This window comes from Gulosibacter molinativorax (genome assembly GCF_003010915.2).
GTDB classification, from domain to species: Bacteria; Actinomycetota; Actinomycetes; order Actinomycetales; family Microbacteriaceae; genus Gulosibacter; species Gulosibacter molinativorax.
Window position 1 is genome coordinate 2,246,348 of the sequence record NZ_CP028426.1, and the last position, 22,031, is coordinate 2,268,378.

Consider the following 22,031-nt stretch of genomic DNA (forward strand, 5'->3'; position numbering starts at 1 on the left):
GATACGCCTGCCGCACCAGGATGCAGTCACGCCGGCTCACCAAACCACCAGCTACGAGATCGCGTTGATGCCCGTGATCTCGCGGCCGACGATGAGCGACTGGATGAAGTCGGTGCCCTCGTAGGTGTGGACAACTTCCATGTCAGTGAGGTGGCGGGCGACCTGGTTCTCGAGGAGCAGACCGTTACCACCGAGAAGGTCGCGCGACTGGCGGCAGATGTCGCGACCCTTATCGCTGCAGAACATCTTCAAGAGGCTGGCTTGGTCGTTCGACAGCTCCCCCGCATCCTGCAGCTGCGCGCTGCGGAAGCACATGAGCTGCATCGCGGTGAGGTCGGCGAGCATGAGCGCGAGCTGTCGCTGCACGAGCTGGTACGACGCGATCGGCTTGCCGAACTGCGCGCGCTCCTGCGTGTACTGCACGGCAATGTCGTACGCAGCCTGCGCGTGGCCGAGCGCCTCCCACGCGACGGTCGCGCGGGTGGTGTTGAGCACGCGGCTCACGCTACGGAAGCCGACGGCCTCCGCGAGTGCGTTCGCAAGCGGCACGCGCACATCGGTCAGGGTGATCTCGGCCTGCTGGATGCCGCGCTTCGCGATCTTGCCGGTGATCGCCTCGGCCTCGTAGCCCTCGGGGTAATTACCGGTCTCCGGGTCCTTCTCGACGACGAACGCCGCGACCTTGCCGGTGTCCTCGCGGCGCGCCCAGACGATCACGAGGTCGGCGACGTGGCCGAGCCCGATCCACTTCTTGGCACCGTTCAGGATGACCTCGTCGCCCTCGATGCGGGCGGAGGTTTCGAGCGCAACCGTGTCCGAACCGTGGTCGGGCTCGGTCAGCGCGAACGCCCCGAGCAGGTCGAGGTTCGCCATCTTCGGCAGCCAACGCTCCTTCTGCTCGTCGCTCCCGAGGATGTTGATCGAACCCATTGCGAGGCCCGAGTGCACGGCGTTGAAGGTGTTGAGGCTACCGTCGCAGCGCGAGAGTTCCATCGCGACGAGACCTGCCTGGAGTCGGGTGAGACCCGGGGCGCCGTAGCCCTTGATGGCGGTACCGACGATGCCGACCTTGCGAAGCTCCGGGATGAGCTCGTACGGGAAGTCAGCCCTCTCCCACGCCTCGCCCACAACCGGGAGCGCGTGGTCGGTCGTGAACGCACGAACCCGGTTCACGACGTCGCGGTCAGCATCCGAGAGCTGATCCCAGACGTGGTAGTAGTCAGCGGGGTTCGAGGTAATCGTGGTGACCGACAACGGATGCTCCTTTAGATCCTTGAGGATTGATGGCGATGCGGCTTCGGCGGATTCGCACTGTGCCTTACGCTCGTGTTTTGAGCGTGCCAGACTGATTTAGAGCTGTCCAATACAAAGAACTGCTCAATTGATACAGAAAAATCATTAGTCGGTTAAAGGCAAGGGGTTGGCGTGGAACTCAGACACCTCAAGGTGTTCCTCACAGTCGCAGATGAATTGCACTTCGGCCGCGCGGCCGAGGTCCTGCGAATGGCGCAGCCAGCCGTAAGCCGCACGGTCCGGCAGTTTGAGCAGGAGCTCGGCTACGACCTCTTCAATCGCAACACGCGCTCGGTCGAGCTAACGCCGGCGGGCGAGGCGCTCCTCGAGCCCGCGCAGCGGATGGTCGCACTCGAGCAAGAGACGATCCGCACGGTCCGCCTTGCCGCGCAGGGCATCAGCGGCGCGGTCCGCATCGCCTACGCGGGCATCGCGACCATCCCCCAGATGAGCGCGCTCGCCCGCGCCGTTCGCCGCGAGATGCCCGACATCAGCCTCGAGCTCAAGAGCCAGACCTACGCATCCCAGGGCATCGAACTGCTCCTGAGCAACGAGGCCGACCTCGTCTTCGGCCGCTGGGACTACCTGCCCGACGAGGTCTCGACCCACGTCGTGAGCGAGGATGCGCTGGTCGTCGCGATGCCCACATCCCACCCGCTCGCCGAGGCAGAGTCGGTCTCGATCGCCGAGCTCTTGGACGAAGATTGGGTAACGCTCGCATTCTCGACAAACTCGGTTCTCCCGAGCCGACTGGCCGAGCTCTTCCGCGCCCAGGGCATGAACCCTCGCATCGCTCAGGAGGTGCCCGACACGCTTTCGGCGATGTCGCTCGTGATGGCGGAGGTCGGCCTCTCCCTGACCCTCGCATCCGTACGCGATAACTTCCGTGGGTCGCATATCGCCTACGTCCCTCTCTCGGATGCGGTGGCTCGCGTCGACCTGCAGCTCGCGTGGCGAGGCGGCAAGGAATCGCCGGCCCTCACGACCGTGATCCGCATCGCCCAGGGCCTTTCCGAGCCTGCGGCCGAAGACGAGACGCAACCAGAGCGCGGTTAGCGCCCTGCGAACTGGCTGGGGATGCATGGCCCGGGGCGATTGCGGCAACTCGCGCGCCCTACTATCCATCTCAGCGACCCTTCTTGAACGACGCCAGGAGCCTTTTCATGCAGAGCGACATCTTTTCCGCCGAGCACCAGCCAGTTCGCTCGCAAAAGCGGTGGGCGAAACAGAACAGCAGGATGCTGCGGGTCGGCTTTGGCCCCGACGTGATCGCGGCGAACGGCTCGATGGTCTCGTACATCGGCCAATTCGACTTCAAGTACGAGGGCTCCGGCGGCAGCATGGGCAAGTTCATGAAGAAGATGGTGTCGGGCGAGGGCTCGAACATCATGCGCATTAGCGGCCAGGGCGAGGTCTACCTCGCGAAGCAGGCGCAGCAAGTGTTCCTGATACAGCTCGGCGGGGATGCCATCACGCTCAACACCCGCAGCCTCCTCGCGTTCGACGCGAACCTCAACTGGGACATCAAGTCGATCGGCAACGCGGGCATCATGTCGGGCGGCCTGTTCAACCTGGTGCTCGAGGGAAACGGCGTCGTCGCACTCTCGTCCGACGGCGATCCGCTCGTGCTGGATGCATCGCAGCGGCCCGTCTTCGTCGACCCGCAGGCCGCGGTGTGCTGGTCCGCCAACCTCGTGCCGCAGCTCAAGAACGACTTCAAGATGGGCTCGCTCATCGGCCGCGGCTCGGGCGAGAGCTTCCAGCTCGGCTTCCACGGGCCCGGGTTCGTCGTCGTGCAACCCTCGGAGGGTGTCGTCGGGACGGTACAGGCCAGCTAAGTCAGGCTGGCCCCTGCGTCTGGCTAACCCTGGCACCCTGCTATCCCGGGCGCCGAACGGTCAGCGATACGGGCCGGCTGACGCCAACCCGCTAAAACACGGTGTTCGTGTACGGCGTCGTCGCGGTCGTGAACAGTCGCTGCAGCGACTCGATCGCATCCGCTCCCGTTGCCGTAATGAGCCCCGTTCCGAGCAGCTGGTGCACGCTAACTCCCCCGAGATAGAGCGACGCGAGCGCCGATGCATCCACCTCGACATCCGCATCCGCGCTCGTGCGCGCGACGCTCGCTCGCCCGGCCCGCGCCTGGAGCCGGTAGGTGCCGTCGACGAGACCGAGCGCATCCGCCACCCGAATCGTGATGGCACCGTCGGTGAGCCAGGCGCGTTCCGCGAGCGCGCGCTCGACATCCAGGATGCGCAGCCACAGCAGGTCATCCTCGGCGACGACCCGGTAGGCACGCGCATCGGTGAGCGCCCAGGGCAGCACATCGGCGGCGGCCGCGTGGCCAAATCGGATGACGTCGGTGAGGCTCTGCGTTGCGAGAAAGTGCCACAGGGCGAGGTATCCGGCACGGTCGGCCGCGACAATGTCGACGGCGTTCAGGATGCGCGGGTCACCCGGCCAGCCCGTGTGTACGTAGGCGACGTAGCCGTCGATCTCGCCGGTGTCCGGGCTCACGTGCGCGGCAAAGCGGCGGTTTGGGTTGGAGTCGAGATCGGCCTGCGCGAACCCAAACTCGCCGGTCATCCCTGCGGGAGTGAGTGCGGCGCGCCCGATCGAGCCGAGCGTGCGGGCGTGGAACTTGTCGAAGGTCGGCGCCGCGATCTGCTCGAACACGTCCCGGGAAATTTGGCGAACCCGGCCATCGAATTCACCGCCGGTCCGGAAACGCGCTCGCCGCGCATCCAGTTCGACTCGGCGCTGGAAGGTTGCGGCTCCGAAGCCATAGCGCTCGTAGAGGCTCCCCTCAGTCGCGGTCAGCGCCGCGACCGGCAGCCCTTCCTGTTGGGCCTGCGTGAGGTCGTCAGTCATCACGCGCCGCAGGATGCCGCGACCCTGATACTCCGTTCGAACGCCCACGCCCGTGATGAGTCTCGCCGGGACGGCGCGGCCAGCGCCGACGTTGAGGGTGCGGTCGTAGGTGATGTAGGTAGCGACGGGGACTTCCCGGTCGTAGAGGTTCGATTCACTCGAGTCGTAGACGCCGGTGAAGCGCGCATCGTCTTGGTTGCGGCTACGGGCAAGCGTCTCGTGCTTCGCATCCGAGCCCGGTGGCAGCTGAAAGCTGATCTCGTGGCCGACGAGCCATGCCTTTACTTCCGCGGTGAGTGGCGCTTCGACTGGTCCCGGCGGGAACACCCGGCGCTCGAGTCCCTCGATGAATGCATCCGTCATGCATTGATTCTCTCGCACGCCGGTTCCTGCGCCCCGTTCCCACCTGTCGCGTGCCACAGAGTAGATTCTTAGAGGAGCGGGAGGTGCGGATGACTCAGCAGGATGCGTCGAACCAAGAAGAAGCGAACGAGGCTTCTTCAGAGACGGAAGTTCAGGGCGCACCGACGGAGCCGGCCATGGACGCAACGCCCGCCGAGGAGGCGCAACCCGATGTTGCAGCCTCCGACGAAGCCGAGTCGGACACGCAGGCCGAAGACGCAACGCCCGCCGAGCAGGCCCAGCAGGCCCAGCAATCCTCCGACGAGATCGCGACCGAGGGCGTCTTCATCGCCGCCGCGACGACCCGGCTCGCGGTGAAGAACCGCATCCTCGTCGACACCCTGGCTGGCAACGTCAATTTCAGCGTCGACAAGTACGTCGAATTCGCGCGCGAGACGCTCCGCGACCTCGCGCGCGAGTCGGAGGGCGAGGTCTCGCGCATCGACGAAATGATGCAGCGCGCGAAGCGCCGCCGCAGCCGACCGCTCACCATGCACGACTACGCGAAGGCCGACCTCGGGAACCTGCAGCACCGGCGCGATCTTGCCGATCTCGTCGCGCACAAGCTCCGGGAACGCGCCGCCGACGACGAGGGCGTGAAGGAACTCGTTCGCGCGGCACACGACGCGGCGTGGGGCGAGATCTCGCGCAACATTCAGTTCAATCTCGATAGCGAGTTCGCGACGGTTGGCGATCTCACCGAGGAGGAACAGGCCGACCGCGAGGAACGGATGCGCTCGGTAGTCCGGGTTGACCTGCCGAAACTCGAGAAAGACCTCCGGGTGATCCGTCGGCGGCAGGCCGCGGCCGAGCGTGAGGCAGAAAAGGGTGAGTCCAAGCTGGTGGGTGCGTCCGCGAATGCCACGCCGGGGCTCCTCGGCCGGATTTGGTCGCGCATCCGCGGGAAATAGTCAGGCGGAGTCGCGACACGCCCCAGCAGCCCATCCCCATTTCCAGCGCGCTACCGGGACTTTGCATAACAGTCACGCGCAAGCAAAAGTACGCCGATCCATGCAGGTGCATAATTATGGGCGGGTCGGATGGAGTGCTCTCACCGAGTCCCTCCCTAAAACAACCGGCGCCCTGTGGTGAACTTCACCACAGGGCGTTTTTCTTTCACTCGAAACCTGCCGAACACCCGCCGTTCAGTTCTGTCAATCACCAAAAGTTGTTAATTGACCGAGTTCCAGTATTGAATGCGTGCATTGTCTCGCCAATCAGGGCCAGAAATCCTGGTCGTGACTAACCCAGGGTGTTATTTTCCTAGACATGTCTTCCGAGAATTCACTGCACTACACAAACGTTTACGCAGTAGTTTCTGGGCTGCACAACAACAACTGGGTCTTGCGGGACATCTACGATCGGATTCTTACCGGCGAACTCCTCGACCCACGCGATGCCGAAGAGCTGCTCTACGAATACCTTGAGGACGGCGAACTCAAGAGTCTGCCCGACAACATCGCCATCGCGTTCGAACTTGACGCCCACGATTCGGCCCAGTTCACGGTTCAGACACTCTGGAACGCGGCGCACGACACGTCGCTCATGTGGGACCACGAATACACCGACACCGACCGCATCTACGCCACCATGTTTAGCCTTCACGATGACGCAGAAATCTACCTGGTGGTCTTCGGCAGCATCTTCGACCGGGAGTTCCGCGAGAACCAGCGCGGCGTTGGCGCAATTACCGCGGGCGCGTGGAAATTCTTCGACGCCTCCTGCAAGACGCCCATTACGGTCACCGTCGATTCCTGCACCCCGAAGCTCGTGACCTCAACGATCGCGGGCGAGATCGCGGATGCGTTCAACGCGGCTGGGCTCGAGACGATCATCAACGAGGACCAGACCGTCACGGTCTACGCGAAGTGGCGCCACCACGTTCTCCCCTACGAAGACGCCGTGTGGGCTGCATCGCTCGCCCCTCGCGGCTAGCGATGCTTGCGCGAGCCAGCGCGCTCCCACGCCGGCGCTTACCCGAGCCCGGTGGCCAGAAAGACCGCGAGGCTCGCCGCCTCGCCTAGTTGGCGCCGACCTGCTCGGTCGCGGTGATCACCGGAACTCCCGCGGTGACCGGCGCCTTGGCCTTTCGGCCCTCGCCCCGTCGGCCTTTGCCCCGCGCGAGCGCCGATCGGCGAGGCCTGGCCTTGGCCGCCGCCTTCGCCTCCCGCTTGGACGGCTTCGGCAGCCCATCGACGACCAGTGCGACAATCGCGAGCGCGATCGCGCCGTAGCTCCACGCATCCGCGAGCCCGAGGGGTTCACCCAGAACCAGCACCGAGACGACCACGAGCAGAATCGGCTCGAGGTAGCCGAGCATCCCGAACACACTGACCGAAAGCCCGCGCTGCGCGAGCGTGTAGGCCGAGAAGCCGACCGCCGTCAGCAGGCCAAGGATCGTGATCCCGAGCCAGTTTTCGGGATGCGCGGCGACGCCCGCGAGGTCGGCCGGCTGCAGGATGAACACGAGCGCAACCGGTACGAGCATGAGGATCTCGAGCGACTGCGCCGACGGCGAGTCGAGCCCGAATTTGCGGCGCAGGATGAAGTAGGCGGGGTATCCGAGTGCCACGGCGAAGGTGGGCCACGCCACGCTCGCGCCGGTCGTGAGCGCGATGACCACGCCGATCGCCGCGAAACTGACGGCCACACCGCCCAGCACGCTGAGCCGCTCGCGGAAGAGCACGACACCGATCGCGACGAGCACGAGCGGCATCAAGAAATAGCCGAACGAGACCGCGAGCGCGTTGCCCGTCATCGGGCCCCACGCAAAGAGAAACACCTGGAACCCGAACAGCACGGCGTTGAGCGCGAGCACGAGAATCAGCGAGGGGTTCTTGCGCAGCCGTGTGAGGAGTTGCCCCATCTGCGGCCACTGGCGCAGCACGAACAAAATGACAACGAGGAATGGCAGCGCGGCGACGATACGCCAGCCGAACGTAGCCGTGGCACTGAGCCCCGTGAGCATGTCAGGGATGACAAACAGTGAGGCGAACGCGACTGATGCGAGCACCGAGGCGAATACACCGCCGCGGGTCGACGAGGACTTCGCGGTTTTCGCCACCTGCGCCGCGACGTCGCCCGACGCCGCTTCGCGCACGCCAACGGACGGCGACGCCGGAACGGTCGGGATCGCTGCGGTGGTCGGCATCATCGTGTCTGGCATGAAACCAACCGTAGGGCTCAACACTCATCAGTAAAAGCTGCAATTCACGGGCATAATCGTTCAGAGTTTCTTTACGTTTGAAAGGGTGGTGCGATGAGCGATATAAAGCGACTGCAGATGCTCGTTGAGCTCGGCAGGCTCGGCACAATCTCGGCCGTCGCGCGGTCACTGGCGTACAGCACCTCGGCCGTGTCGCAGCAGCTCGCGCAGCTGGAACGCGACTTCGGCGCATCCCTCATCGAGCCCGACGGTCGGCGGGTGCGGCTCACCCCGCAGGGGGAGGTGCTGCTCGGCCACGCCGAGGATGTGCTCCGCGAGTGGGAGGGCGCCCACTCGGCCGTGAGCGCATCGGCCGACGAGGTCTCCGGATCCGTTTCGATCAGCGCGTTCGAGACGGCCTGCCTCGCGCTCATCCCGCCGCTCGTGCGCGATCTCACGGTCGAGCATCCCGGCGCCCGGCTCACGGTGCAGCAGGCCGACTCGGAGGCCGCGCGCGAGCTCGTCGTCTCGCGCGGCGCCGACATCGGCATCGTCGAACGCTACCTGGGGCAGACGTTTCGCCACTCGGGCGAGATCGTCGAGACGGTCCTCTTTACCGACAGGATGCTCCTCGCCGTCCCCGAGAACATCGACCGGGAGGTGCGAGGGCTCGAGGATGTTGCGGATCTCGACTGGGTCGTCGAGCTGCCCGCAGCCCCCGCGCGCAGTTGGGCCGAGTCGATGTGCCGCAACGCCGGCTTCGAACCGCGCGTCACGTTCGAATCCTTCGACGTGCTCGTGCACCACAACCTGGTGCGCTCGGGCGTTGCGGTCGGCTTCATGCCCGAGCTCACGCCAAAGCACATGATCTCGGGCGTGCGACTGATCGATCTCGGTGAGGATGCACTGCGCACCGTCTATACCGTCTCGCGCGAGAGCCAACAGCGAATGCCGCTCGTGCGCACGATCATCGAGATGCTCGCGCGGCACGGCGAGTAGGACCACGCCCGTTGGCCGATTAGGCGAAGCCATATCGAGGTCGTGCGCTTCGACACGCCGCTTCGCGGCTACTCACCGGTCGACCCGCTCGCCGAGGGTCGTGTTGGTCTTGACCAGGAGTGCGCCACCCTTGCCCCACACTGCATGCGGCTATCCGAAAAACGAAACCGGGTACACAACTCGATACCTTGGAATTAGCTGAACGACGTTGGCCGTCGTCACCGCGCACTGAAGCGCACGCACGAGCCGTCCGAGTACGAGGGAGTTCCGTTATGGCTACCGACCCAGATCGAGACACCGACCAGACATTCGCGGAATTTTGCGCGACGGTTCGGCATTCGATCATCACCTGCGATGTCTCTGCGCCCGAGCCCGACTCTTTCCGCGGAAGCTTCGGTGCGGGGTTCTCGCGTGACGTTCATCTCCTCGATATCGCCGCGGATACGCACGCCGTCCACCGGACGAACAGCCTGGTGAAGAAGTCGCCACAAGCATTCCTCAAGTTTTCGATCGTCGAGGAAGGAAGCGCCCTCATCGTTCAAGACGGGCGCGAGACCGCGCTCAACCAGGGCGATATGACGGTCTACGACACAAACCGGCCGTACACGCTCGCGTACGACGGTCCTGCTCGGATGTCGATCATCATGTTCCCGAAGGAGCAGCTCGATATCCCTGCCAACGTGATCGCCAACCTCACGGCTCGAAAGCTCAGCAGTTCGCGCGGAACTGGCGCCATCATCCGCCCATTCATTTCGTCGCTCGCCGAGAACGTGCACAGCCTCGACGATTTCCAGACTCGCCGTATGACGCGCTCTGCGATCGACCTCCTCGGAACGCTCTTCGACGAGGAGCTCACCCGCATCGTGCCGAATGACGAAGAAGCCCATCTGCTGAACGCCATCTACGGGTACATCGACGACCATATTGGCGATCCCGGGCTCAACCCGGCGCAGATCGCCGCGGCCCACTTCATCTCGGTACGCAGCCTTCACTCGCTCTTTACCCAGCAGCAGACCACGGTATCGACGCTGATTCGCACCCGCCGGCTACAGAACTGTCACGACGACATCGTGAATCCTCTGCTCGCCGATCGCCCGCTCAACACGATCGCATCGGGCTATGGCTTCCTGGATCCGGCACACTTCAGTCGGTTATTCCGAAACTACTTCGGGATCTCACCTTCGGAGATGCGTCGCCGACAGAACCAGGCTTAGGCCACTCCGCCCGGTGAGTAGCCCGGATGCACTCCCCTAGCCCGGAGTCGCCCTCACGCCCGGTGAGTAGCCCGTAGGGCGTATCGAACCGTCATCGGGCCTCGATACGCCCTACGGGCTACTCGGCAAGCGGGGCCGGCAAGCGCTAGCCGAGGTAGGCCTGCTTGAGCCGATCCGGGTCGCCGACCAGCGCATCCGCGGGACCCGAGTAGGTGAGGTGGCCGCTCGTGACGACCGCCGCATCCTTCGCGATCTTTAGCGCGAGGTTCGCGAACTGCTCGACGAGCAGCACCCCGACGCCGTCGCGCGCAATTTCCTCGACGATCGGCATGAGCCGCAGGAACACGACCGGCGCGAGGCCGAGCGACATCTCGTCGATGAGCAGGATCTTGGGCTTCGCGGCGAATGCTCGCCCGAGCACGACCATCTGCTGCTCGCCACCCGACAAGAGCCCGGCCGGCGAGGTGAGCCGCTTCTCGAGCTCGGGGAACTTCGCGAGCACCTCGTCGAAGTCTTCCGCCGTCTTCGCGGTAAGGCTCAGGTTCTCGCGCACGGTAAGCGACGGGAAGATGGTTCGTCCCTGCTCAACGTGCACGATGCCGAGCCGCGCGCGCTTGCCGCGGGTGAGCTTCGACACATCCTGGTCATCGAGCGTGATCGAGCCGTGGGTCGGGCGCACGATGCCTGAGATTGCTTCGAGCAGGCTCGTCTTTCCCGCGCCGTTCGGCCCCACGATCGCGGTGACCGAGCCGGACTCCACCTCGAGGGAGACCCCCGAAATCACGGGCCCCGCGCCGCGCGAAACCGCGACGTCTTCGAGTTTCAACACGGTCATAGCAGCTCCGTCTCTCCCATGTATGCCTTCGCGACCTCGGGGTTGTCGAGCACCTCGGCGACGCCGCCCTCCGCGAGCAGCTCGCCGAAGTCGAGCACTGTCACGCGCTGGCAGACGGTGCGCACGAGGTCGAGGTCGTGCTCGATGATGAGGATCGCGGTACCGAATCGCTCGGGCACGCGCTGCAGCCGCTGGCCGAACGCGATGTGCTCCTCGTGCGAAAGACCGGCCGCAGGCTCGTCGAGGACGAGCAGCTTGGGCTTCGCGAGCAGGTGCGCGGTCACCTCAATGATGCGGCGCGTGCCGACATCAACGTTGCGGATGCGCGTGCGCGGGCTCGGGCAGCCGAAGAACTCGAGTGCCTCCCGAATTTCGTCACGGGTGGATGCACCCTGCGCAACGAACTCGATGTAGTCACCAACCGAGAGGGTCGGCGGCACGCGGTCCTGCTGGAACGTGCGTCGCAGCCCGGCGGTCGCGCGCTGGTTCGGGGCGAGCTTGTTGATGTTCTCGCCCGAAAGCCGCACGGTGCCCTCGTGGCTCGGGAGGAAGCCCGACACGGTGTCGACGAGCGTCGACTTGCCCGCGCCGTTCGGCCCGATGAGGCCGACGATCTCCCCCTCGCTTACCTTGAGGTTGACGTTCTGCAGCGCCTTGATGCTGCCGAAGGTGACCGACACATCCTCAACCTCGAGCACTGACTTATCCGACTCCGAAACCCCGACCGGCCCGAGTTCCGCGAGCTGCTCATCCGTGAACGGCACGAGCTTCGCCTCCTCGGTTTTTCGCCGCCGCCTCGCGATGGCGTTGCGGATGTCCTGGCCGAGGTTCGAGTTCGTCGTAAGTGCCTGGATACCCAGGACGCCGAAGACGACGAAGCCCCAGTCCTGCGGGATGCCCCAGCGTTTGAGCAGCTCGGGGATGAGCACCCACAGGATGCCACCGAACAGCGCCATCTCGACGAGGTGGGTACCTGCGACGATTGAAAGCACGTACAGCGCGAGTGACTGGATCGTTGTGAAGCTCGACGCGTACGGGGCACCGACCTGGCCCGCGATGAGGGCGCCCGAGATTCCCGCGATCGCGGCGGAGACGGCGAACGCGCTGAGCTTCGCGGTACGGACATTGCTGCCCGCGGCCGCGGTGCCGCGCTCCGAGAACGCTACCGAGCGCCAGCTCGACCCGAGGCGGCTGTTCTGCAGAAAGAACACGATGACGGCGACCACGACGAGCACGATGATCGTGAAGAAGAGGAACGCGCGGTCATCCATGAATGGCTCGGGCCGCGGCACGCGCTGGCCCGCACCCGGAAATTGCGTCTTGCCCAGCGTCATGTCGGCCGCCGCCGCGAACCCGAGGGTGACGACCGCGAGGTTCACGCCGCGCAGGCGCAGCGCCGGCAGGCCGATGAGGAGCCCGACTACCCCCGCGGCGACCGCCGCGACGACGAGGTACAGGTAGAAGCCGCCCGGCACTTCGTGCATGGTGAAGAACGACATGATCCAGGCGCCAACCGCCGCGAATGTGAGCTGCGAGAGCACGATCATGCCCGCGGTGCCGGTCACGATGCCGAGGCCGAGCAGCGTCAGCGTCGCGATGACGGCAGAGATGGCGAGAAAGACGATGGTCTGCGGCAGCAGGATGCTGACCAGCCAGCCAACGGCGATGGCGACGAGGCCAAAGACGAACGGCGTCCAGACGCGAGATGGAAAGACGTTTCTAGCGAGCCTCATCCCACACCTCCTTGCGTTGGTTCCAGAGCAGGAAAATCACGATGAGAATGAGCGGGATCCAGTCGCGAATGAGCACGAGCGATGGGAACTGCGCGGTCGCGCCCTGGATCATCCCGAGCAGCAATCCACCGACAAGTGCAAGGTCGAGTCGCTTGAAGGCACCCAAGAGCGCAGCCGCGGATGCGGAGATCACGACCATCGACAGCGAGATTGCGTCTGCGGTCTGGGTCGGGGCGACGAGCATGATCACGATCGTCACAATGAAGCCCGAGAATGCCCAGACGCCGAGGGTCAGTGTGCGCACCGGGATGCCGAGCATCTCGGCGGCGATCGGTCGATCCGAAATCGCACGCAGTTGCGTCCCGACCTTCGTCCTCTTCAGCAGCAACTGCGAGCCGCCCGCAACGATGAGCGCGAGGACGACCAACCATCGCATGTTGCAGTGAATGCAACTGTTCACACTTGCAAACGACGCCTATTCGTCTGGTTCGGTACCCAACTGCTCCGACGATAACAGCGTGATCTCGCGGATGCCGGGATCTGAGTTGACACGGTGATGCACTGTCCCATACTTTGTTGCATCTAATGCAAGATTTTGGGGCCTCTCCAGCGGCGCTTCGGCTGCTCACGTCAGCGTCGAACGTCGCATTGGCGAACCCGGAGGAACAGGTCTTCAACGCGATGATCGAGGGCTGGCGGAACCAGCAGTTGTCACGCGGGCTCCGCGAGCAAACGATTCGAAATCGGACGGCGACGGTGTCGCGGTTCCGTGATTTCGTGGACAAGCCCCCGTGGAGGTGGACGGTCGCCGATGTGGATGAGTTCACCGCGGAATCGGGCGGACGCACTCGCACGCTGTCGACGATGCGCGCCAATCACGGGTCCATCCGGGGATTCTGCGACTACCTCACGAACCCGTTGTACGACTGGATGGAGATCTGCGACCGGGAGTTCGGTGAGGTCCCGTCCCAGGAGTGTCTGCCGTGGAACACGGTCGCGCACCGGTTTGAGTTCGAGGGGGACGGGAAACGCCGCCCGTTCACGTACGACGAGATCGAGCGCCTGTTCGACACCGCCGACGCTCGCGTCGAGCTGCTCGTGGCGTCGGGCCGGAAGGGCGCTCTCGGGGCGTTGCGTGACGCACAACTGCTGAAGACGGTCTACGCGTTCGGGTTGCGCCGCACGGAGGCGGTGATGCTCGACACCGTCGACCTGCACCACAACGCAAAGATGCGCCAGTGGGGGCGTTACGGCGCGATACACGTGCGGTGGGCGAAGGCTGCAGGAGGTGGTGCGCCGCGGCGGCGGACGGTGCTGCTGGTGCCGGAGTTCGACTGGTGGGTGCCGGGCATGCAGCAATGGCTCGAGCAGGCCCGGGAACGCTTCGCGCCCGGAGTTGACCTTGACGCGCTCTGGGTGACCGAGCGTCGCACGCGTCTGTCCGCCGGGTATCTCGACCGGAGGTTCGCGGAGCTGCGGGACGAGGCTGGCCTGTCGAAGGATCTGACGCTGCACAGCCTCCGGCATTCCTACGTCACGCATTTGCTGGAGTTCGGCTATGCCGATCGATTCGTCCAGGAGCAGGTCGGGCACATGCACGCCTCGACGACCTCGATCTACGCCTCCGTCAGTTCGGACTACAAGAACCGGGTGCTCGCGGAAGCACTGAAGGCCCTCATCGAAGGAGAAGCTGATGACCGTTGAGCTCGACACCGGATGGAATCTCCGCAGAGTGATGGCTTCGCGCGGGATCTTCCAGACCTCCAAGCTGAAGCCACTGCTCGAGGAACGCGGGATCGACCTGTCCAGGGAGCAGGTGTATCGGCTGGTGACGCAACCGCCTCAGCGGGTGCGTCTCGACGTGTTGGCGGCGTTGTGCGATGCGCTGGAGTGCTCACTCGACGATCTCGTGACAATCGCTCGCCGAGAGGCATCGACCCCGGTGGCCGTGGGCGAGGAAGCGACGCGCGGGTCGATCGGTGATCTCCGTCCTGTCCGCGCAACCATCCGCCGTCCGCGTACGAAGTAGCCACGGTGGCCAAGCCTCCGCAGCAGCCGAGAGTCACGGAAGTTATCGACCTCGTGCGTCCCCTCGTTCCCGAGATCTTGCCCGAGCGTCTCGCTGAGATCGTGCATTCGGTTGCGCCAGTGCCCCTCACGCAGCGGCTTCTTGAGCTCGCGCTGATCAAGCAGCCTGGGGTCCTCGAGGGGCGGCATGCGAATGTGCCTGTGACCGTCCAGGATCTGGCCCGCGCGCTGGTAGAAGAAGGAGCAGACCGGGTAGTGCTGCCGACGTGCGAGTCCTGCGGCCGCTCGGTGAGAATGCCCCACAAGACGCCGAGCGGTGGTCGGCACTGCTCTCGTTGCGAGCGGAACGCCAGGTCCGTCTCCTGCGCTTCCTGTGGCCGGGTCCGACCCGTGCAGCGCACGATCGACGGACAGCGCTTCTGCCGCGAATGCTGGCGAGCCGACCCTCGATCGTTCGGTGACTGCTCGCGGTGCAGGCAGCACGCGACCATCATCGTCCGCCGCCCGGAACTCGTCTGCCTGGCCTGTTATACCGCACCGATCAAGACCTGCGGTCTCTGCGGAGAACCTGGCCGGGTCGCCTCCCACCTTGACGGGCGACGGGTATGCGCACGCTGCTATTACGCGATGCGTAGACCGCAGCCCTGTCCCGAGTGCGGGCGCAGGGTGTTCTTGACCGGTTTCATGAACGGTCAGAAGGTCTGCGCCGACTGCGCGGGCGCTCCGGTGACGATGGCCTGCCCTGGGTGTGGCTCGATCGAGGAGATCCGCAAGCATCATCTCTGCGTCGAGTGCCGCCGGCCCGTCGCGATCCAGCAGTTGCTCGCCGACGACGCGGGAGAGATCCGCGCGGACCTCCACCCCCTTGCGGACTATCTGCTCACGCACCACAGCAAAGCCGCATCGCTCGAACGCTGGATGCACAAGAGCAAGTGCGCGATGGTGCTCCGCGAGATCGCGGACGGAACCCTGCCACTCACCGCCGAGGCGATCATCACCCGAGCCCGGTCGGGACAGTCGGTAGCGTTCCTCCTCTCGCTTCTGGTCCGCTCAGGAGTGCTTCCGGAGATCGATGTCGAAGGCACGCGCTTCGACCACTGGCTCGATGGATGGTTGGCGGGCATCGAACATGCCGAGGACCGGCTGGTCCTGCGCCGGTACTGCACCTGGGAGCTCCTCCGGTCCACCCGGGCTTTCCGAGCGGTACCCCGCAGTACATCGAGTCCAGCCGCTGGCTTCCAAAGGCAACGGGCCGCGCTGAAGTACTGCGCCGCGCTTCTTCGAGAGATTCGGTCACAGCAAGAGACGCTGGCAACCTATCCGCAGCGCCGGCTCGACGCATATCTGACTGATTCACCGAGCCAGCGTGACGCGCTGGCACCATTCACTCGCTGGCTACGACGGCACCGGATGAGCACCCTCCGAGTCGAGTTCCGAGCCCATCGCCTCGAAGGGCGAAGCTACGCCTCCGACCACCGATGGCAGATGGCTCGCAAGTTCCTGTCGGATGCCGGCATGGACCCGAAGACCCGGGCAGCCGGGCTCCTCGTACTGCTCTACGGCATCCAGCTGACCCGCATCGTCACGATCACCCGGACACAGATCGATACGAGCTCGCGGCCCGTCACGCTGACCGTCGGGGCCGAGCCGATCGGGCTCCCCGAGATCCTTGGCGACGCCATCAGCGATCTCGCCGACGCCGCGAAGCACCATCCTGAAGGATGGCTGTTCCCCGGCCGGAACCCAGGCAATCACCTCACCCCGGGCCCGCTGAGCCGTCGTCTTCGCGCCGAAGGCCTGCTCGCGGGAAGCGCACGCACCACAGCGCTCATCGAGCTCACCCGGCAAATGCATCCCCGGATCGTCTCGGATCTCCTCGGCATCACGACCTCGTCCGCCGCCGCATGGTCGCGTCTCGCCGGCGGTGACTGGTCCGACTATCCGGCACTCCGTTCCGACCACGCCTGAACGAGCATCACACGTCAGCGCCCGGGCCGGAAATCGCTTCGCGCAACTGCTCGACGGTCGGCGACCCGGCGATCCCAGCTGGCGTGCGGAACATCCGGCAGGCGAGCCCGACGTGGGTACGCTCGTCGGCGAACGGGTCGATGCCGTCGACGAGCACGGTTGGGGAGCCGTGGAACCCGAGGCGCACGGCGTCCTCGGGGGTCTCGACCAGCTGACGTATGACCCTGACATCGGATCGGTCGTTGACTACTTCAGCGAGCCGCTGGTCGAGCACCTCCCAGTTGGGGCAGCCGTTGAAATACTGCAGGATGATCTCCATGATGGTCCTCTCAGTTCTCGTTGCCGCGGATCATCAGAAGCGCTCCGGCGATCGCGGCGGTGACGATCACGACGTCGGCGACGTTCCCGATGAACCAGTTCCCGTAGGCGAGGAAGTCCACGACGTGCCCCTGGGCGAACCCTGGAGCACGGAAAAGCCTGTCGCCGGCGTGGGAGGCGGCGGCCCCGCCAAGCGCGCCGATCACGATCGCCCACCCGGGGTGTCGGACACGGAACGCGAACACGATCGCGGTGACGGTGGCCGCGACGGCCACCAGCGCGAACACCCAGGTGGAACCCTCACCGAAGGAGAACGCCGCGCCGGGGTTGTAAGCGAGTTGCAGGCCCAGCAGGTCGCCGATCAGCGGGAGGCGCTCACTTACTGTGAGCGTGGCCTCCGCCCATGCCTTCGTCCCCTGATCGATCAGGAGGACGAGCCCGCCGAGCGCGAGTGCCCCCGCCGTGAGCCGCCAACGCCCCCTCTGCTGCCGCTCTCCCGACGTCAGCTCAGCATCGGCAGCCGCGTCCGGGGTCATGCGAGGACCTCGACGAGGCGGACGATGACGCCGGAATCGATCAGGATGAACAGGCCCAGGCCGATGAACACGACGGGTACGAGCCAGTGCTCGACGCGTTCAAGCGTTTCGGTGACGGCCTTGTGGGTTCCGATCAGGCGTCCAGCAGCGCACCAGACGGCGACGAGGACGAGGAACACCGCGATCATGACGACGACGTCGCCGGGCGAACTGGTGCGGAAGATCGGCGTGTAGAGGGAGATGTTGTCGGCCCCGTTGGCGATCGTGATCCCGGCGACGCCCCACAGCCCGACCGCGGTGATCTTCTCGTCGTCGTCATCGTCGTCACCGTTGCGTCGCAGGCCCCGCACGAGGGTCCAGATGCCGATGCCGAGCGGGATCAGGCCGAGGAAGCCCACCCATTCGTCGGGGACGATGGTCAGGCCGAGCGCGGCGATCACGCTGATCACGACGAGGGTGATGAACCCGAGGTACTGGCCTGCGACGATCTGCCACGGTCGCGGCTTCCCTCGGCTGGAGGCCAGGAACAGCACGGTCAGCACGACGATGTCATCGATGTTGGTCGCAGCAAACAAGCCGATCGCTGAGCCGATGGTCGCAAGCATCAGCTCTCCAGCCGTGGGGTACGCGTGCGGGCGGCGCGGAGTCCGTTGAGGATCACGACGACCTCGGCGATCTCGTGGACCAGCACCACAGCGGCGAGTCCGAGGACGCCGAACAGCGCGAGCGGCAGCAGCGCGGTGATGATCAGCAGCGACAGGACGATGTTCTGGTTGATGATGCGGCGTCCGCGGCGGGCGTGGTCGAACGCGCGCGGGATGAGGCGGAGGTCGTGGCCGGTGAACGCGACGTCGGCGGACTCGATCGCCGCGTCCGAGCCGGTCGCGCCCATCGCGATGCCGATGTCCGCGGCGGCCAGAGCGGGGGCGTCGTTGATGCCGTCGCCGATCATGGCAACCGACCCCGCCTTTGACAGCTCCCCGATCGCGGTCGCTTTGTCTTCGGGACGCAGTTCCGCGCGCACGTCGCTGATACCGGCCTGCGCTGCCAGCGCCCGTGCCGTGCGGGCGTTGTCGCCGGTGAGCATCGTCACCCCGACGCCCTGCGCCGCGAGAGTCCGCACCACTTCGGGGACCTCGGGACGCAGCTCGTCGCGGACGCCGATCGCGGCGACAGGGGCCCCGTCGCGGTGCACGATCACAACGGTCATGCCCTGCTCCTCCAGGCCCGCGACCTGGTCGCCGAGCACCCCGGCGTCGAGCCAGCGGGGGCTGCCGACGGTGATCCGAGTCCCGTCGATCTTGCCCTCGATGCCGTGCCCGGCCTGCTCGGTCACGCCCTCCGCAGCCTGGGCTCCGGGGGCTGCGGCGGTGATCGCCGCGGCCAGCGGGTGCGTGCTGTGCTGCTCCAGCGCGGCCGCCCAGGCCAGCGCCTGGGCGTCGGTCACGCCGTCCGCGGCGAGGACCGCGGTGACGGCGGGCTCGTTGCGGGTGAGGGTGCCGGTCTTGTCGACGGCGACGTGGCGGACCGTGCCGAAGCGCTCGAACACCGCGCCGGACTTGATGATCACGCCGAACTTGCTCGCCGCGCCGATCGCCGCGACCACCGTCAGCGGCACCGAGATCGCCAGCGCGCACGGGGAGGCGGCGACGAGGACGACGAGGGCTCGGGTGATCCACAGCTCCGGGTCCCCGAACAGCGAGCCGACCAGGGCGACCAGGGCCGCGAGGACCAGCACGCCCGGGACCAGCGGGCGCGCGATCCGGTCCGCGAGGCGCGCTCGCTCGCCCTTCTCCGCCTGCGCCTGCTCCACCAGCTCCACGATGGTCGTGAGCGAGTTGTCGGTGCCCGCCGCCGTCGTCTCGACCTCCAGCGCACCGGCGCTGTTGATCGCGCCGGCCGACACGGCGTCGCCGGGCTCGACCTCGACCGGGATCGACTCGCCCGTGATCGCCGAGGTGTCCAGGCTGGAGCGCCCCGCACGGACGACTCCGTCGGTCGCGATCCGCTCGCCGGGACGAACCACCATGACCTGCCCGACCGCGAGGTCCTTCGCCGCAATCTCCACCGAAGCGCCGTCGCGGCGCACGGTCGCGGTGTCGGGGACCAGCTTCAGCAGCGCTCGCAGCCCGCCGCGGGCGCGGTCCATCGCCTTGTCCTCCAGCGCCTCTGCGATCGAGTAGAGGAACGCCAGCGCCGCAGCCTCTTCGACGTAGCCGAGGACGACTGCGCCGACCGCGCTGATCGTCATCAGCAGCCCGATGCCCAGCTTGCCCTTGAACAGCTTCCGGATCGCGCCCGGCGTGAACGTCGACGCGCCCAGCAGCAAGCCGACCCAGAACAGCACCAGTGCCGGGATCTCCATGCCGGACCACTCAAGGATCAGACCAGCGAGGAACGCGACACCGGAGAAGACCGGCACCATGATCCCGCGGTCCCTCCACCAGGGCCGCTCCTTCTCCTCGCTCTCATCGACTGCCGTGGTCGTCGGCTCGTGCTCGCAGCCGCATGCCGCGCTCACGCGTCTGCTCCCGCTCCGCAGCAACCCGGAACGGTGCACGACGAGTCCACGCACGGAGCGTGCTCGTCGACAGCCAGAGTCACATCCACCAGCGCGATGAGAGCGGCCGCGAGGTGCGGATCAGCGATCTCATACCTAGTCTGGCGACCCTCCGGCTCAGCGACCACGATGCCGCAGTCGCGCAGGCAGGTGAGGTGGTTCGACACGTTCGAGCGAGTCAGCTCCAGCTCACGCGAGAGCACCGCCGGGTAGCTCGGTCCCTCGAGCAGGGTCATCAGGATTCGGGAACGCGTCGGATCCGCCATGGCCCGGCCGAGCCGGTTCATGACGTCGAGTCGAGAAGCAATAGTCAGCATGCACTGAACTATACAGCACAGGCTGATCAATCGCCGGATGCATCAGCCTCCGCCACAAGGCGAAACAGCAGTCGACATCTGATGAATACGCGACTCAGCAACAATCGGTGCTACCAGTAATGATCACGGTGACCTGACTGATGACGACGCCGCCGACTTCGAACGCCGTGCCCGAGACGACCGCGCGGAAGTTCATGGGCCGCGTGCCGAAGAGTATGTATGACATCGAGATCAGCAGCAGGAGGGATGCGACGGTCACGGCTGAGCGCGCGCTGATCGAGGACTCGGGCAGCCATCTGGCCAGGATCATCCCGATCAACACCGACACCGCGATACCAACCACGAGGCCAATGAGCAGCGCCAACGGCACCGGAACCCGCTCGCTCGCGAGATATGCCGCGACGAATGCCCCGAACATCCCGATCGCTGCCTGTGAGAAGTTGATCACACGCACGAGCTGCGCCATGAGCGTCATCGACACGGCGATAATCGCGTATACCCCGCCAATTGCGAGGCCAGCTATCGCTCCTTGAAGCACGAGTCGTCCTTTCGTTGAGTAAAGGGAGTTGTGGCTAGGCCAGCGCGGGGCTGGCCTAGCCACCGGTGTTGCCGCGTCCGCTACTCAGCGGTGTTGGATGCGAAAATCCAGTCGTCCGCGACGGCGCTCCAGGTGGTCTCTCCCGGAAGGATGCCGATCGGCCAGCCAGCGGTGTTCGAACCGTGTGAGTCGCCCGGACCGAAGATCCACGGGGTACCCGTCATCGTCGATTCGATGGGCTCGGTCATGCCGCGCAGGGCCTCGTTGACCGACTCGCGAGTGATGTCGCCGTCGATGCCTTCAATCACCTCGATGAAGTGCATCGCTGCGAGGTAGCCGCCCTGTGCGAACGCGGTCTTGTTGATGCCGTGCTCGTCCATGAGCGCTGCCCAGTCTTCATTGCCGGAAACCGACTCGTCGGTGTAGGGCGCGAACTCAGCGGCGGTATAGATGCCCTGGCCGGTGTAGGTGACCTGGGATGCGAGCTGTTCCGAGTAGCCCGAGGTGAGCAGGAGGAAGCTCACGTCGAGGCCCTGTGCCTCGGATGCGTTGAGGAGGCCGACGATGCCGGGCTCGATCATGTTGCCGTAAACGGCGTCGCAGCCCGCTTCCTTAATCTGAACGACGTACGGGGTGTAGTCAGCCGTCGCATAGGTCAGTGTGTCGTCGAGCATCGCGAGCTCGTTGCCGGTTGCCGCCGACCAGTTGTCGATGGCTTCCTGGTAGGCATCGCGCGTCGAACCCTCGATGGCGAGCAAGCCGCAGATCTTCTCAAGGCCGAGGACCTCGGAACCGTACGTGAGGCTCAGCTCGGTGTCGATGTAAGGGCCGGCATTGGTCGGCGAGATGTTGGGCGTCGAGAAGCAGTAGGGGTCAACGCCGGTGCCCTGCACGGAGAGGATGTCATTCTCTTCGTAGTAGGCATGGTTGACCTCACAGTCGAGCGCGCTTGCGCCGCCGACGAGAGCGACCGAGCCGTTCTCGACCGCTTCACGAGCCACCTGGCTCGCGGTCGCAGGGTCGCCCTTATCGTCAAAGATGTTGTACTCAATCGGTCGGCCGTCCAAGCCGCCGTTTGCGTTGTAGTCGTCGAAGACGGCCTGCGCCGCCTCGGACGCCTCCGGGAATGTGCCTGCACCGCTGAGCGCGTTGACCGAGGACACGACGATCGGCTCGCCATCGGCAGTGGATGCGCCACTGCCGCCGCCACCCGCGCAGCCAGACAGGACCAGGGCCCCGGCCGCAGCCACGACAATTCCCTTCAGCAGGGTCTT

General features: G+C 65.6%; 22 protein-coding genes. 9 read left to right on the plus strand and 13 right to left on the minus strand.

Annotated elements, in window-relative coordinates; genetic code table 11:
• Positions 1 to 51: 51 nt before the first annotated feature.
• Positions 52 to 1,254, minus strand: coding sequence for an acyl-CoA dehydrogenase family protein (locus GMOLON4_RS10375; protein WP_026936361.1), 1,203 nt, complete (start codon positions 1,252 to 1,254; stop codon positions 52 to 54).
• Between the two features lie 171 nt (positions 1,255 to 1,425).
• Between GMOLON4_RS10375 and GMOLON4_RS10380 the strand changes: the two genes are divergently transcribed.
• Positions 1,426 to 2,349, plus strand: coding sequence for a LysR family transcriptional regulator (locus tag GMOLON4_RS10380; RefSeq protein ID WP_026936360.1), 924 nt, complete (start codon positions 1,426 to 1,428; stop codon positions 2,347 to 2,349).
• 107 nt (positions 2,350 to 2,456) lie between these two features.
• On the plus strand, positions 2,457 to 3,131 hold the full coding sequence (locus tag GMOLON4_RS10385) for an AIM24 family protein (protein WP_026936359.1): 675 nt from the start codon (positions 2,457 to 2,459) through the stop codon (positions 3,129 to 3,131).
• A 91-nt stretch (positions 3,132 to 3,222) separates the two neighbouring features.
• Here GMOLON4_RS10385 and GMOLON4_RS10390 read toward each other — a convergent pair whose 3' ends face one another.
• Positions 3,223 to 4,527, minus strand: a complete 1,305-nt coding sequence (locus GMOLON4_RS10390) for a GNAT family N-acetyltransferase (RefSeq protein WP_051266469.1) — start codon at positions 4,525 to 4,527, stop codon at positions 3,223 to 3,225.
• A gap of 89 nt (positions 4,528 to 4,616) precedes the next feature.
• On the opposite strand from GMOLON4_RS10390, the gene GMOLON4_RS10395 reads away from it, so the two are divergent.
• Together GMOLON4_RS10395 and GMOLON4_RS10400 are read left to right on the plus strand one after the other, a co-directional pair.
• Positions 4,617 to 5,477 (plus strand): hypothetical protein, encoded by an 861-nt coding sequence (locus GMOLON4_RS10395; RefSeq protein WP_051266467.1) that lies wholly within the window; start codon positions 4,617 to 4,619, stop codon positions 5,475 to 5,477.
• Between the two features lie 358 nt (positions 5,478 to 5,835).
• Positions 5,836 to 6,501, plus strand: a complete 666-nt coding sequence (locus tag GMOLON4_RS10400) for a hypothetical protein (protein ID WP_035732252.1) — start codon at positions 5,836 to 5,838, stop codon at positions 6,499 to 6,501.
• 85 nt (positions 6,502 to 6,586) lie between these two features.
• On the opposite strand, the gene rarD is transcribed toward GMOLON4_RS10400, so the two are convergent.
• A complete protein-coding gene (gene rarD / locus GMOLON4_RS10405; RefSeq protein ID WP_051266465.1) occupies positions 6,587 to 7,732 on the minus strand; it encodes an EamA family transporter RarD in 1,146 nt (381 codons plus the stop codon).
• A 93-nt stretch (positions 7,733 to 7,825) separates the two neighbouring features.
• Between rarD and GMOLON4_RS10410 the strand changes: the two genes are divergently transcribed.
• Together GMOLON4_RS10410 and GMOLON4_RS10415 are read left to right on the plus strand one after the other, a co-directional pair.
• Positions 7,826 to 8,710 (plus strand): LysR family transcriptional regulator, encoded by an 885-nt coding sequence (locus GMOLON4_RS10410; protein WP_026936357.1) that lies wholly within the window; start codon positions 7,826 to 7,828, stop codon positions 8,708 to 8,710.
• 272 nt (positions 8,711 to 8,982) lie between these two features.
• Positions 8,983 to 9,924, plus strand: a complete 942-nt coding sequence (locus GMOLON4_RS10415; RefSeq protein WP_051266463.1) for an AraC-like ligand-binding domain-containing protein — start codon at positions 8,983 to 8,985, stop codon at positions 9,922 to 9,924.
• A 145-nt stretch (positions 9,925 to 10,069) separates the two neighbouring features.
• Here the strand turns inward: GMOLON4_RS10415 and GMOLON4_RS10420 are convergent, their stop codons facing one another.
• Genes GMOLON4_RS10420 through GMOLON4_RS10430 form a run of 3 tightly spaced genes read right to left on the minus strand, consistent with a single transcriptional unit; the run spans position 10,070 to position 12,928 of the window.
• The gene (locus GMOLON4_RS10420; RefSeq protein ID WP_026936356.1) at positions 10,070 to 10,759 is read right to left on the minus strand and encodes an ABC transporter ATP-binding protein; all 690 of its coding nucleotides are present in this window, start codon (positions 10,757 to 10,759) and stop codon (positions 10,070 to 10,072) included.
• A complete protein-coding gene (locus GMOLON4_RS10425; protein WP_026936355.1) occupies positions 10,756 to 12,492 on the minus strand; it encodes a branched-chain amino acid ABC transporter ATP-binding protein/permease in 1,737 nt (578 codons plus the stop codon). The genes GMOLON4_RS10420 and GMOLON4_RS10425 overlap by 4 nt, the downstream gene beginning before the upstream one ends.
• Positions 12,479 to 12,928: an ABC transporter permease subunit gene (locus tag GMOLON4_RS10430; RefSeq protein WP_051266460.1), complete on the minus strand. Its 450-nt coding sequence runs from the start codon at positions 12,926 to 12,928 to the stop codon at positions 12,479 to 12,481. Before GMOLON4_RS10430 ends, GMOLON4_RS10425 begins: the two co-directional genes overlap by 14 nt.
• A gap of 149 nt (positions 12,929 to 13,077) precedes the next feature.
• Here GMOLON4_RS10430 and GMOLON4_RS10435 point away from each other — a divergent pair, with 149 nt between their 5' ends.
• The 3 genes from GMOLON4_RS10435 to GMOLON4_RS10445 all read left to right on the plus strand — a co-directional run bounded on the left by GMOLON4_RS10435 (position 13,078) and on the right by GMOLON4_RS10445 (position 16,488).
• On the plus strand, positions 13,078 to 14,196 hold the full coding sequence (locus tag GMOLON4_RS10435) for a tyrosine-type recombinase/integrase (protein WP_026936354.1): 1,119 nt from the start codon (positions 13,078 to 13,080) through the stop codon (positions 14,194 to 14,196).
• The gene (locus GMOLON4_RS10440; RefSeq protein ID WP_026936353.1) at positions 14,186 to 14,521 is read left to right on the plus strand and encodes a helix-turn-helix domain-containing protein; all 336 of its coding nucleotides are present in this window, start codon (positions 14,186 to 14,188) and stop codon (positions 14,519 to 14,521) included. Before GMOLON4_RS10435 ends, GMOLON4_RS10440 begins: the two co-directional genes overlap by 11 nt.
• A gap of 683 nt (positions 14,522 to 15,204) precedes the next feature.
• Positions 15,205 to 16,488, plus strand: a complete 1,284-nt coding sequence (locus tag GMOLON4_RS10445) for a hypothetical protein (RefSeq protein WP_229660029.1) — start codon at positions 15,205 to 15,207, stop codon at positions 16,486 to 16,488.
• 7 nt (positions 16,489 to 16,495) lie between these two features.
• On the opposite strand, the gene GMOLON4_RS10450 is transcribed toward GMOLON4_RS10445, so the two are convergent.
• From GMOLON4_RS10450 to GMOLON4_RS10480, 7 genes are all read right to left on the minus strand, one after another.
• The gene (locus GMOLON4_RS10450; RefSeq protein ID WP_026936351.1) at positions 16,496 to 16,807 is read right to left on the minus strand and encodes a thioredoxin domain-containing protein; all 312 of its coding nucleotides are present in this window, start codon (positions 16,805 to 16,807) and stop codon (positions 16,496 to 16,498) included.
• Positions 16,808 to 16,817: 10 nt separating this feature from the next.
• Positions 16,818 to 17,342, minus strand: coding sequence for a signal peptidase II (locus GMOLON4_RS10455; protein WP_026936350.1), 525 nt, complete (start codon positions 17,340 to 17,342; stop codon positions 16,818 to 16,820).
• Complete coding sequence (locus GMOLON4_RS10460) at positions 17,339 to 17,947, minus strand: cadmium resistance transporter (RefSeq protein ID WP_026936349.1); 609 nt, start codon at positions 17,945 to 17,947, stop codon at positions 17,339 to 17,341. The genes GMOLON4_RS10455 and GMOLON4_RS10460 overlap by 4 nt, the downstream gene beginning before the upstream one ends.
• Entirely contained in the window at positions 17,947 to 19,863 is a 1,917-nt protein-coding gene (locus GMOLON4_RS10465; protein ID WP_028707591.1) for a heavy metal translocating P-type ATPase, read from the minus strand. The genes GMOLON4_RS10460 and GMOLON4_RS10465 overlap by 1 nt, the downstream gene beginning before the upstream one ends.
• Complete coding sequence (gene cmtR / locus GMOLON4_RS10470) at positions 19,860 to 20,219, minus strand: Cd(II)/Pb(II)-sensing metalloregulatory transcriptional regulator CmtR (RefSeq protein ID WP_026936347.1); 360 nt, start codon at positions 20,217 to 20,219, stop codon at positions 19,860 to 19,862. Before cmtR ends, GMOLON4_RS10465 begins: the two co-directional genes overlap by 4 nt.
• A 94-nt stretch (positions 20,220 to 20,313) precedes the next feature.
• Positions 20,314 to 20,757 (minus strand): ABC transporter permease subunit, encoded by a 444-nt coding sequence (locus tag GMOLON4_RS10475; RefSeq protein ID WP_051266458.1) that lies wholly within the window; start codon positions 20,755 to 20,757, stop codon positions 20,314 to 20,316.
• 80 nt (positions 20,758 to 20,837) lie between these two features.
• Positions 20,838 to 22,007: an ABC transporter substrate-binding protein gene (locus GMOLON4_RS10480; RefSeq protein ID WP_245575384.1), complete on the minus strand. Its 1,170-nt coding sequence runs from the start codon at positions 22,005 to 22,007 to the stop codon at positions 20,838 to 20,840.
• Positions 22,008 to 22,031: the final 24 nt, after the last annotated feature.